The sequence below is a fragment of the Desulforhabdus sp. TSK genome, assembly GCF_022836495.1.
Classification (GTDB): domain Bacteria; phylum Desulfobacterota; class Syntrophobacteria; order Syntrophobacterales; family Syntrophobacteraceae; genus Desulforhabdus.
The window spans coordinates 33123-46075 of sequence record NZ_BQXM01000027.1 but is presented as its reverse complement, the minus strand read 5'-3'; the positions used below and the strand labels follow the sequence as shown (position 1 = coordinate 46075).

Here is a 12953-nt window from a genome sequence, read left to right as displayed (position 1 = left end):
TCTCAGTGCTCTCCTTCGGTTTCAGGAGCTTCCGAAACCGAAGGACCTCCCTTGGAGGAAGGAAGGAGCCAGGTGACGTCATGAGCAGGACCTTTCAGTGCAAAGCGATTCCCAGCACCTGGCTGGAGCACAACGGCCGCCGCCTGGATTGCGGGCCTTATATGTCCGGAGCCATTGAAGCCAGGGAGCTGTTGAAGAAGCATCGGACCGAGGCGCTCAAGAACCTGACTGCGGGCCATGGTGGAGGGATATTCAATGGCCCTCGTTTCCCACGCATTTATGTCGACGATCCTGCCCATGGTGTGCCTTTTCTCGGGAGCACCGATATTTTGAATGCCGACCTTTCTCACGTTGCCTTGATCTCGAAGAAACAGATCGAGGAGACTCCAGCCCTCGTTTTGGATGAAGGGTGGACGCTCATCACCTGTTCTGGAACCATTGGTCGGATGGCCTTTTCCCGTTCGGACATGAAAGGCATGGCTGGATCTCAACACTTCATGCGAGTGGCGCCCGATACGGAGAAAGTAAAGCCAGGCTATCTATACGCTTACCTTTCCAGTCGATTTGGAGTTCCCATCGTCATCTCCGGTACATACGGTGCCATCATCCAGCACATCGAGCCCCACCACCTTGCGGACCTGCCGGTACCACGATTGGGAGATGTCGAGGATCGAGCGCATGAGCTGGTGCGGCAGGCGGCGGATCATCGTGTCTTAGCAACGAATTTACTCAAAGAAGCAATGAGAGATGTCTACTCGAAGCTTGACATGTCGATTCCAGTGGCTCCAGCAAAAGGTGAAGCACCATCCATCACAACACAGTCCTCCCATTTCCTTTTTCGAAGGATGGACTCGTTCTACTACAGCTCTGATAATCTCAAAGCGCGCGAAGCATTTGATGCGGCAGGCAATCGGTATGGAAGCGCTATGCTTGGAGATGTTGCAAAGGTATGGATTCCTAATATTTTCAAGCGACTGTATGTTGATGATCCAAAATTTGGCTATCCGTACTACACTGGAAAAGCGATTTATGAACTTTCCCCATCTACAGATCTTTATCTGAGAAGGGATATTGCTGATAGCAACCAGCTAGTTCTGTCAAGAGGAATGCTGCTTATTCAAGATTCAGGGCAGATCTCTGGACTCATCGGAAGACCAGTTCAAGTGGGAAAGCATCTCCATGGCGCTGCCTGCACTAACAATATGGTTCGCGTTCATTCTGCCGAAGAGTATGACAGCGGATATTTGTTTGGGCTATTGGGGACACAGTATGGCCTAAAGTTGTTGAAGCGAGAAGCCGCCGGCTCAAGTATACCGCACCTGGAAGAGAGCAGAATCAAGGAACTGAGTATTCCTTGGCCTCAAAAGAATCTGCGAAAACTTGTCGGGATCAAGGTGATGGAGGCGCTAGAACGTAGAGACAAGGCGGTTGACCTCGAAGACCAGGCACGCGCCCTCGTCGAGCACGCCATCCAGGAGGGATGCCGCTGATGGCCAGGGTCATCCCCATCGGGCAGCCCGCCAACGACTCCGAGCGCAAGGCCATCGGGTTCCTCCGGGACCATTTGCCCGAGGGCTGGCTGATCTTCCACAACTTCGAGATGCGCCAGGGGGAAGAGGTGTTCGAGATCGACATCGCCCTCCTGGCGCCTCACGCGGTCTATCTGGTGGATGTGAAAGGCACGCGGGGCCTCATCGATGTGTATGGCTCCAAGTGGTATCCCGAGGGACGCCAGCCATTCCATTCTCCCCTGGCCAAGCTGCGGAGCCATGCCAGGACCATGGCCACCATCATCCGCGAAAGCAACGCCGGTCTCATCGAGCTGCGCAAGGCGCATGTGCATGCCGCCGTGCTGCTCACCGCCGATGACGCGGCCGTCCACGACTCCGCCGGGGTCGACGGTCCGGACGTGACCGACTTCAAGCATTGCCTCAAATACTTCCGGGACATCAGCCGGATTCCCGAAAACCGCCTGGATAGCATCACGCGCTTCCACTCCCGGATCGTCAAGGTGATCACCGGCAAGGCCAGGCCGAAAAACGCGGCGCTGGTATTCCGCGACTGGCAGGTGGAAGAAAAGCTCGGGGGCACCGATCGCTACACGGAATATCGCGCCCGGCACACCCTCCTGGGCAAGAGCGGCGGCATGGCCCGCCTTCGGGTCTACCAGGCCGATCCTTACCAGGAGGAAGCCGCCCGCAAGGCCGAGGTCAAGAAGATCAGCAACGCTTACCGGGCCGTGGCGCACATGCCCACCCACCCCAATGTGCTGGCGGTGAAAGACCTGTTCCTGTCCGACGACGCGGACAAAGTGGTGCTGGTGACGGAAGACCTGCCCGGCCAGGTTTTGCACCTGCACATCAAGAAGGCGCGGCTGGCCTTGACCTTCGACCAGAAGCTTCAGGTCATGCGCGATGTGCTTTCGGCCCTGGACCATGCCCACCGGCACGAGGTGATCCACCGCAACCTGACTCCGGACGCCATTCTGGTGACCAGGGGCGGCCAGGCCCGCGTGACCGGCTTCGACTTTGCGCGGGTGGGCAAGGATCGTACCTCCACCATCGCCGACCAAATCATCGACGACCTGGATGCTGCCTACCAGGCGCCGGAATGCTTCAAGCCCCAACAACTCGACCCGACCCAGGCCGGCATTGCCTCGGACCTCTACGCCGCAGGGCTCGTTTTTTATGAGCTGCTGACCGGCGAATCGCCCTTCGAGGGCATCGACCAGATGATGGAGGCCGACGGCAAGTTCCCCATGAAGCCCTCGGAGCACAGGCCGGACCTGCCTGGGGGGATCGACGGGTGGCTGCAGAAATTCTGCGAGTTTGACCCCGAAGAGCGCCATGCCAGCGCCGCTGTTGCGCGCAAGGCCCTGGATGACATCATCCTGCCCGAAGCCGGAGGCGAGCTTGCGCGGGATGATGGGGGAATAAAAAACGCGGCGGACCTGGAGCTTCCCGAAGATTTGCGAAAATTGCCCCGGGACTTTGTCCTGGCCAACCGCTTCGCTATTCAAAAAAAGCTGGGCGAAGGGGGCTTCGGCGCGGTTTACAAAGTCTTTGATTCCTACGCCGATGTGGTGCGCGCCATAAAGATCATCGACAAGGACAGGCGAAGCGTCTTCGAGCGCGTGTGCCGGGAATACAAGGCCCTGACCAATCTGCCCGAGCACCCCCATGTGGTGAAGGTGATTTGGGCGGATCGCATGGCCGATGCCAGGCAGACCCCTTACATCGTGTTTGAGTACGTGGAAGGGCTGGATGTTTCCGACCTGATAGAAAGCGAAGCCCTCTCCCTGGAGGACGCCGTTCGCATCGCTCGCGAATCGGCGGAAGGACTGGCTCACCTGCATCGGCACGGGGTTTACCACCAGGACGTCAAGCCCTCCAATCTGCTGTGGACCGACAAGGGCGTTCGCATCATCGACTTCAACGTCGCCGTCACCGAAAGGGACGAGGCCCGAGGCGGTGGCGGTACGCGCCGCTATCTTCCACCGGACTACAGCCACTCGACCGAGCCCGATGCCTCCGACCGCATGGATCGCGACCTCTACGCCCTGGGCATCTCTTTCTACGAGTGCCTGACCGGGAGATACCCGTTCGACGAGCCGACGCCGCCCATCAGGACCAGGCCGAAAGACCCCAGGCAGTGCAAAGGGTGCGGAGACCTGAGCTCCTCCCTGGTGAGCGTGGTGCTGAGGATGATCGCGCCGGAGCGCCAGGACCGCTTCGCCTCCGCGGCGGAGCTGCTGGCGGCCCTGGCCGGGGTGAAGCGTTACCGCGCGGGCGGAACCAGCGGCGAGATCGGTATCGGGCCGAAAGCCGACGCCCGGCAGGGCTTTGAGCCTTCCCGTCCCAATACCAATCCCTTCGTGGCCCATCTCTTGACCCTCTACAGCCAGAGCCAGGTGTCCAACGCGGGCACTCGAGGTCTGGATGAGATCGGCAGGGCCACCTATGTGCCGACTTACCTGGATGTGAAGCTTCAGCCCGCCTTACTGAAGGGGGGGCTTCGCCTGGTGATCATCAGCGGCAACGCGGGAGATGGAAAGACGGCCTTCATTCAACAGTTCGAAGCCCTTGCCGAGAGCAAGGGCGCGAAGGTCCGGCGCGGGGCCAACGGAGCTGTTTTTCGGCTCAAGGGACGCACCTACCGGAGCAATTACGACGGCAGCCAGGATGAAGGCGACGAGCGCAACGATGCCGTGCTGCGCAAGTTCTTCGCCCCTTTCGCCGGCCGGGACGGCGCGACCCCGCCTGCGAACGAGATGCGGCTCATCGCGATCAATGAAGGCCGCCTGGTGGATTTCTTCCTGGAGCACGAAGAGGAGTTCCCGCGGCTCTCCCGCCAGGTCCAACGTGGGCTGGCGGGCGGGGCACCCGAGGACGCGGTGGCGGTGGTCAACCTCAATCTGCGCTCGGTGGTGGCCGATCCCCAGGAGGGACAGACTTCGATCCTGGAGCGCCTGATCCTCCGCATGACGCAGCGGGAATACTGGTCGGTCTGCGAAGGATGCGACCTTCAGGGCAAGTGTTACGCCTGCCACAACGCCAGGACCTTCCAAGACGCCACTGCCGGGCCGAAGGTGATCGAACGTTTGAAAATGCTCTACACCATCACGCACCTGAGGGGGCGATTGCACATCACCATGCGCGATCTGCGCTCCGCCCTGGCCTTCATGCTGGTGGGGACCCTCGATTGCGACGGCATTCATCGCCTCTATCAAAACGACAGCGAAAAGAACAGGAAGCGGATTCTCGACGGTTTTTATTTCAATTCCTGGCTGGGGGGGAGCTCCGGCTCCAACGACCGGCTCTTGTCGCTGCTGCGGGAAATCGATGTGGCCCAGGTGGGCAATCCGGAGCTGGACCGCGAGCTGGGTTTTCTACCGCCCTCGGTCAGGGCCATGGGCCGCTTCTCCTTCGGAGCGCGGACCGGCTACGATGAAGAGCTGCTCGAAGCGCGATTTCGCAAGCTCCCTCGGGATTACTCGTCCAAGAACCGGGCGCGGTTGATCGCCAGGCACCGGAATTATCTCTCCCACGTGCGCAGGCGGCATTTTTTCGAGCGCCGCGACATGGGCTGGAAAGACATGCTGCCTTACGGAAGCATCGAGCCCTTCCTCGACGCCATCCGGGAGCCCGGCGTGAAATGCGCGGATGAGACCGCGTCGCTGCTTCAAGCCATCAATCGGGGTGAAGGCCTGGGCGACCCCGGTTGGCCGGGCCACCGGCTGGCCTTGCGGGTCCGCCGCGTGGAAAAGGGAACGATTCGCAGCTACAGGCTTTTCGACGGGGATCGCTTCATCCTGAGGACCGACCGGGAAACCGAGGCCCATCCCTTTTTGGAGAGCCTGCCGGAGGCGCTGGTGCTGCTCTACGACTCGGGAGACGGACACCGGGCGAGCCTGCGCATCAACCTCGACATTTACGAGATGCTGATGCGGCTCAACAAGGGATATCGGCCGAGCCTCGAGGAGGAGGAAGGCTTTTACCTTAGCTTGGCCGTCTTCAAGAATGTTCTGTCCGCGGCGCCCTACCAGGAGGTTCTCTTGACGGAAAGCGGCTACGAGCTCTTCCAGATCCGCCGTGATGCAAGCGGCGTGCTGCATATGGGGAAAGTGACCCGGAGGGCCGACGCATGAGCATCAAGGGCCGAGACAAGGAGTTTCGCACACCCAAGACCACCTATGTGGACTTCAAGCACATCGAGATGGACCGGGTACTGACACTCTTGTTTCCTCGGTTGAAATTTCGCGGATACGCAGGCCGAAAGCCTCCCCGCGCGAACAACCTGCAACCCGAGGAATTTGTCGAGGAAATTCTTCGCGAGGAGGAGATGCGGAAGTTCTTCGTGGGCTTCGATCAGTATCCCGACATCGTGCACAAATGGTTTGAAACGGAGCTGCTGGATGTTGTGAATCGCGGGAAGGCCAATCAAGCCGTGGCCTCTCCACGTCCCTTGCACGGCGAGACTTATAAGTTTCGTAACGCCAGGCACTGCCGCGACTATGGCGCCGCCGAGCAGATCTACTGGATGCTTTATTTCGCGCGCCGGGGCGAGGGGGAGTCGGCCCTTTCCGACCTGAAGCGCTTCTTTTTTCCCGGATTCGACTGGATCACCGAGAAGTATGACGCGTCCGTGGTCGTCGATGTCGAAACCCAGGCACTTTTACGCTTCAACGAGCAGGTCAAGCAAGACATGCGCGACTCTCGCGAGCCGGATCGGGTCCCGCCCCTGTGCATCGGCCAGGCCGATATCCTCGCCGATGACATTCTGCGGTTGCTGGCTTATGAGCCCCACGTTCCCCGCTCGGTGCTGGTCGAGTACCTGAAGACCCTGTTGGCTTTCCACCTGGGGCTGTATCACCTCAAGCTGTTGCAGATTCTGCCAGGGATCGTGAAGCAACGGTCCGGTAACGATCTGTGCGGCATCAAGGAATGCCCCGTGAATCCGCGACTGGATAACGCCGTCGAGGGTTGTCCCTACCGCCTTTCCCTGATTGTGGACATGGGCGATGTGAACAATGCCCGCATGGTCGAGCTGGCCAGGAAATCCGCCGACAGACTGTACCGCCGGATACCGGCTTTCGTGCAGGCCAACTTCGTCGTAAAAAAGCTGGATGAAATGGCGACATATCTGAGCAAGAAGAGGGGGCAGCCTGTTCCGTCGGCGAATGGGGAGCTTTCCGTGGGCGAGCTGGCGTGCCTGCTCAAGCCGGAGCACGATGCGGACCGACAGACCTACTTCCAATTTCGTCTCGCCGGCCTGATCGAGGAATCCTCGTCCGGAGGCGGCGATGTCGATCCCGAGGTGCGGGAAGCGACCGCCATGGGACTTGGAGAATTCGATTCGTTCATCGAGATCCTCATGGCCTATCGGGGCAAATACCACCGGCAGTACATCACCGAATGCCTGGATTCCCTGCTCCTGAAGAACAAGGAGAACGGGCTGCTGGCTCAGTCCCGGAGCAAGGGGAGTCCCCGCCGGTTTGTCCTGAGCAGCAGGTTGCTGGAGGTGCTGTTGCAAGTGGCCGTGCTGACCTGGGAAGGCGGTCGGTTCATCACTCGGGAGGTGCGCATCGAAGAGCTGCTGGCGTTCTTGCGTACTCGCTACGGCCTTTATATCGACCGGCTTCCGGAAGGCAGCCAGGCCGCCGGCAGCATCGTGGACCGCCGGGCCATGCGGTTGAATCTCGAGGCCTTCAAGCGCCGCCTGCGTGAGATCGGCTTCTATGAAGACCTGTCGGATGCGTATGTCACCCAGAAAGTATCGCCGCGCTATGCCATCGGGAAAAGCCATGAAGACCAAGAAAATGGGAGGCGTCCATGAGTCAGGCCTTCATGAAGCTGACCGTGAATCAATTGAACGCTGCGGTTGCCGGCCTGCTGTGCCCTCGCATCGAGGCGATACTGAGTGAGCGCGGGCCGGGACACTGCATTCGAGTCACGGATCTCGACCATGAGGTCATGGAATCGGCTTGCAAGGAGCTTCGCAGGACGCGGCCGGATGGGAATATCTTCATCTTGGGCGGCCATGATCAGGATGGGCTTCCCTTTCGGGTCACCTCCACCAGGCTGGTCGAGCTGCGCAATCCGGAGGTCAACGGCGAGCTGCGTCCCCCGCTGCTGGTCTTCATCCCGGCTTTCCTGCGCACCAGCGCCGAGGATTCCTTTGGAGTCGCCACCTTCGAGGAGCTTGCCTTCACCGGGATTTATCGGGAGTTGATCGACTCGCTCCTGGAGCGGTTGCCCCCTTCCCTGCTGGGCCATGTTCGGGACCTGTTCGGCATTCTCGCGGAAGAAGGATGGCTCTTCGCCGATGAGGTGGCCCGAGCGAGGTATCTGCTGACGGCGCTGGAAAACGGCATCGACGGCGAAACCCTCGGGGCCGCCTTGTACGAGCTGACCCTGATTCCGGATTTCAAGCTCCTTGCCGACCCCGGGACGGTCAACGGCAAGATTCGCCGGAACCTGGACTGTGTCCGCGGCCTCATGACATCGCACAAGTCGGTGCGTGGGCGAATCGTGGAGCTTGGCCTCCGAGACAAGGCCCTTCAGTCTCGCTTGTTCGCCTTCTTTGAAAAGTTCGAGGTCCAGGAGCCGGAAGGGTGGACTTCGCTTATTGCCACGGACAAGAGCTGGTGGAGCATATCCTTCGACAAGTGGGCTTTCCAGGAAGAGCCCATGCTGGGCAAGGTTCGGTTGGCCGTTTTGAAAACCGATCTTCCCCTCGTGGAAAAGGATGAGGCCGACGAGCAGCTCTCGGGGCTCACCGGGCAACAGGTGCTCGTGCCCCATGAGCACAGGAAGATGAATGTATCTTTCGAGGTCAGTCCCCATCCGGGAAAGGTGAGCGGTCTGGACCATTTCACGGTGCAGATCGTTTCCCGCAGTGACGGTCCCGTGGGCAAGTCCAAGAAGGTGAAGGCATGGAAGCACAACCGGGTGCAATGCGCCGCCAACCTGGCGAGGCTCGACAAGATCGACTTTGAGGAAGGCTGGCATTTCATCCGGGTCCTGCCCTGGACCGCGGATGGAGACCCCGTTCCGATGGAGTCGGGGTCGGAATTGGAAACAGCCCAGCGGATCTTCGAGAGCGAGCCCTTCTATGTTCTTCCGGGAGGGAGCCTGGACGAGGAGCCGCCTCAGCGGACCGTTCGCGATGAGCAGAGCCTCGATCATGCGCGCTTCAGACTGCAACTGAACGCTCTCGGCGAAGAGCGTGATCCCGACAAGATCTTCCCGACCACTGTTTCCTGGGCGGAGGAGGGGCAATCCAGAAAGGCCTCTCGCCAGGAAGCTCTGCTGGTGAAATTCGGCCGGGAAGGCAGCGTTCAAGTCCCGGTCTCTCGAATGCTCAAGACCATCGAGCAAGGCATTTTGGCCGAGCCCGGACGCCCCTGTGGCCGACGGATGCAGGCCCGTCCGGACAGCGCCGACTATCCTTCGGAAGTTGAGCTGCCTCTCCCCTCGACGGCGGCGGCCCGGTCTTTTCTGTCTGCGCGGGAGGAGCTCTTTTCGCTCGTGCGGCAGGATGCGGCCGACCTGATCATGGAAGGGCTTTCCTTTCGTGACGCCGAAAAGGAAATCCTGGCCTACGCCGAATCCTATCTGGATCTGGTGCGCGGTCTCCTGCGCCAGGCGGAAACGACATCGGCGGTGGAACGGCAGCAGCATTTACAGTCGCTGCGGCATGTACTGGCCGTGGACTCCGTTCATGTGATCCTGACCGATTATGGCGGGCGACGGCGCGAAGCGGTCCTGGTTGCGCCCACGCACCCGCTCCGAGCACTCTGGCTTTCGGGCTGGGTGGAGCTTGGAAAGGACTGGATCGGCAAGATTCAAGCCGGAGGAAAGGATCACATTGCTTCCGTGCGGGCGGCCCTGCTGAATGGCTTGTGCTCTTCCGGATACCCCGTTGGCGTTCCGGTCGAGGATGGTCGGATTTTCACCCCTGTGGACAATGTGAATCCTTTCTGGGGATTCTACACGCCGACAGGGGAGGAAAATTCCAGGAGCCTGATGGCCGAAGTGTGTGCCGCGCTTGGTCTGGCGGAGCCTCCCAGCGTTGGCTCGGACATTTCGGGGAGCATGATCGCGGACAAGATCGAGCGCTACCTGTCGCAGCATCCTTACGTGCGCGAGCTGTCCTTGAATGTGTTCAATCCCGGCGCGGGCGCGGTGATCACGGAGGCGCTTATGGGCCTTCAGCAAAAACGTGAGTATGCGGACCTGCGTTATGACATTCGCTTGTTCACCTCCGACCCCGCGTCCTTCGTCCCGGGGGAAGCTCTCGATTCCATGGGACGGCCGGGCGCCCTGGTGAGCGAGGCGGCGGATGCCTTTGCCACGTCCACGGGAAGCCATTTGTTCTCCAAGCTGAACCTGGCCCGATATGCCCTGGTGGAATTTCATGCCAACGCCGGGAGCTACCCCGCGCACATCAGCGTATTGCTCGACGTGTTTCCGGCGGAGGAGCTGTCCATTGCCGAGAAGCCTCCCGGCCTGACTCCCCTGCATGGGCTGATCCAGGATTTTGAAACGGATTTTGTGGAGGATGACTCGGGGGCTTTTTGGAGCAAGCGGCCGGTGGTGGGAAGCGCCTGGAATGCCGACACGCAGCCCGCCTGCTTCGATTTGTTGGCTTCCTTAAGCCGAAACCTGTGCTTTGCCGTATCGGCGGTGGCCTCATCCGGGGCGGCCTTCAGGGCTGTTCCGGTGCTGACCCTTGGATTGGGTGTCCCTCAGCGGGCGCTCATTCATGAGGTGCATCAAGTGAGCGACTGGGTTCTCACCATCGATCGGAATATGGGGATTGAATTCTTCGATCACGGAGGCAAGAAAGACAGACCCGACTACCTGATCGATTACGTTCCCAGGGGCGGCTCCCAGGCGACTCATAATCTGATCATCTCCTCGAGGTCCCATGAGGAACTGGAGGCGATGCTCAAGCCCGTGCTGCTCAGGCATGGCCTGTCCGCCGACGGGGAGCAATCGGTACAAATCCTCGGCGCACTGCGGTCCCTTTCGGGACGGCTCGCTCTGAAGCTGATTTCGGCGCGCACACAACAGGATGAGGCCCTCGGCCTGGCCCTGGCCAGGCTGTACCTTGAATACCAGGGTGCCTTGAGCAATCAGATCATCATGCCCCTCGACGCGCACACCGACCTTTACCGGTCGAAAGGGGGGGCGGACGATGTGGACGATGCCATCAGCTTGCAACGTACCGACCTGGCCCTTTTCGACCTGAATCTGGCCGAACGGGTCATCACCTGCAACCTGGTCGAGGTGAAATGCTATTCGCAGGTGGGCGACTTTTCGGCCTTCAACCAGCTCAAGGAAAAAGTCGCGGTCCAGATCAGCCAGAGCGAGCGTATCCTGCAACGGCACTTCGACCCGGCCATCAAGAAGCCGGACCGTCCGGATCGGCTTCTCAAGAGCCGTGAGCTGTCTCAAATGCTTCGCTTCTACCTCGAACGGTCCCTGCGCTATGGAATTTTCGACGAAGCGGCAGCCCAGGAGGCGCGAGGCTTCCTGCAGTCCATCGAGCTGGGATACGCCCTTCGGTTCCGGCGCTGCGCCCTGATCTTCGACTTCGAAAAGAACGGCGCCGAGGCCCCGGAAAGCGAGGTGGGGATCGAGTTTCACCGGGTGGGCAGGGACCTCATCCATGCCCTCCTGGAGAATTGCCGTAAACCCGTCACTGAGGAGGTGGAGGAAGAGGCGGTCGTCCGTCCGTTGAGCGAGCGGTTCATAGCCACCGTGCCGAAGCTGGAAACCGCGGCGTTTATCGCGCCCAGGCGAGAGCGAACCACGCTCTGGCGGTTGGAGGAGACCTGGCGGGGCGAGCCGCCTCAGGGGGATGGGGATGGCCCCGCGGCGTCGGAGTCGGAGTTGGACAAGGCGCGAGAGCGGAAGGAAATGGACAAGGCCGGGGAAGACTCACGAGCAGTGCCACCTGCCGAGGACAGGGAGACGTTTGAGGTCGAGAAGGACGGTGCCGACGACCGGATGCCGGTATCCGAGAATGCACGGACTGGTGAGGTCGGCGCACCGAAGGTCGAGGAAGAGACAATCCGGGAATCGGACAGGCAAGGTCCTACCGCCGGAGTCGAGTATGACGTCATGCTTGGCGTAAACGGGACATCACCGCAGTACGGCGTGCTGGGAGAGATCGCCGGCCGGAAAATCGCCCTGGATATTAACCACACACATACGATCAGTCTCTTCGGGGTCCAGGGAGGAGGGAAAAGCTATACTCTGGGCACGGTGATCGAGATGGCTTCCATGCCCATCCCAAATATCAATATGCTGCCGGGTCCCCTGGCGACGGTGCTCTTTCACTACAGCCCGACCCAGGATTACGCTCCGGAATTCACGTCCATGGTGCATCCCAATTCGGTGCCCCAGGAGGTCCAGATCCTTAAGGAGCACTATGGCGCTGAGGGGCAGGCGCTCAAGGACGTGTTGATCCTGACGCCATCGGACAAGGTCGATTTACGGAAGGCGGAATACCCGGATATCGAGGTCCGGCCGATCACCTTCGCCGCTTCCGAGCTCAAGGCTTCCCACTGGAAGTTCCTCATGGGGGCCATCGGCAGTCAGAGCATGTACCTGCGGCAGATCAACCTCCTCATGAGAGGGCTCCGCAACAACCTGACCCTCGATGGCATCCGAAGCGGGATCGAGAAATCAGGTCTTTCGGATCATCTGAAGGAGCTGGCTCAAACACGCCTCCGATTCGCCGGCGAATATATCGACGACAGCCAACGCCTTCAAGATCTGATCCGCCCCGGACGCCTGATCATTGTGGACCTGCGGGATGAGTACATCGAAAAAGATGAAGCCCTGGGCCTTTTCGTGGTGATGCTGCAGATTTTTTCCGAAGCCACCTTCAACGGAACGGCGTTCAATAAGCTGGTCGTCTTCGATGAAGCTCACAAATACATCGAGAACGATGATCTGGTTTCCGGCCTGGTGGAAGTGGTGCGGGAGATGCGCCACAAGGGGACCAGCATCATGGTGGCTTCCCAGGACCCGCCTTCAGTCCCTGTTTCCCTCATCGAGCTTTCGACCCAGATCATCATGCACAAATTCAACTCCCCCGCCTGGCTCAAGCACATCCAGAAAGCCAACGCCGCCCTGGGGAACCTGACGTCGGACAAAATGAGCCGCCTCCAGACCGGCGAAGCCTACGTGTGGTCCAGCAAGGCCACCGACGACAGCTTTTCGAGGGGAGCGGTCAAAATCAATTGCCGCCCCAGGGTCACCCAGCATGGGGGAAGCACGAAGACGGCTGTACAGTCGTCAGGAAGGAAGCATTGAGGATAGGAACTCCCAACCAGGTGCGTACAGGCCTCACTCCCGGATGCAGAACGTCACCATCCGCACCGACTACTCCGCCATAAAGCCCGCAGTTACGCTCTTCGGAAGCTTGCCGGTGCAAAA

4 protein-coding genes are annotated in these 12953 nt (G+C 60.1%); all 4 read left to right on the top strand.

What is annotated here, in order from left to right:
- The first annotated feature begins 80 nt into the window (after positions 1-80).
- From MWC30_RS15255 to MWC30_RS15240, 4 genes are read left to right on the top strand one after another with little or no spacing between them, the layout of a single operon-like run.
- Positions 81-1490 carry a hypothetical protein gene (locus tag MWC30_RS15255; protein ID WP_244085056.1) on the top strand — a complete coding sequence of 470 codons (1410 nt, stop codon included), beginning with the start codon at positions 81-83 and terminating at the stop codon, positions 1488-1490.
- The gene (locus MWC30_RS15250; RefSeq protein WP_244085055.1) at positions 1490-5647 is read left to right on the top strand and encodes a protein kinase; all 4158 of its coding nucleotides are present in this window, start codon (positions 1490-1492) and stop codon (positions 5645-5647) included. Before MWC30_RS15255 ends, MWC30_RS15250 begins: the two co-directional genes overlap by 1 nt.
- Entirely contained in the window at positions 5644-7335 is a 1692-nt protein-coding gene (locus MWC30_RS15245; protein WP_244085054.1) for a hypothetical protein, read from the top strand. Before MWC30_RS15250 ends, MWC30_RS15245 begins: the two co-directional genes overlap by 4 nt.
- Complete coding sequence (locus tag MWC30_RS15240) at positions 7332-12830, top strand: ATP-binding protein (RefSeq protein WP_244085053.1); 5499 nt, start codon at positions 7332-7334, stop codon at positions 12828-12830. The genes MWC30_RS15245 and MWC30_RS15240 overlap by 4 nt, the downstream gene beginning before the upstream one ends.
- Positions 12831-12953 lie beyond the last annotated feature (123 nt).

Bases quoted from the DNA above. Each gene is read 5' to 3' on its own strand.
- MWC30_RS15255 (WP_244085056.1), top strand. From the start codon at position 81: ATGAGCAGGACCTTTCAGTGCAAAGCGATTCCCAGCACCTGGCTGGAG.
- MWC30_RS15250 (WP_244085055.1), top strand. From the start codon at position 1,490: ATGGCCAGGGTCATCCCCATCGGGCAGCCCGCCAACGACTCCGAGCGC.
- MWC30_RS15245 (WP_244085054.1), top strand. From the start codon at position 5,644: ATGAGCATCAAGGGCCGAGACAAGGAGTTTCGCACACCCAAGACCACC.
- MWC30_RS15240 (WP_244085053.1), top strand. From the start codon at position 7,332: ATGAGTCAGGCCTTCATGAAGCTGACCGTGAATCAATTGAACGCTGCG.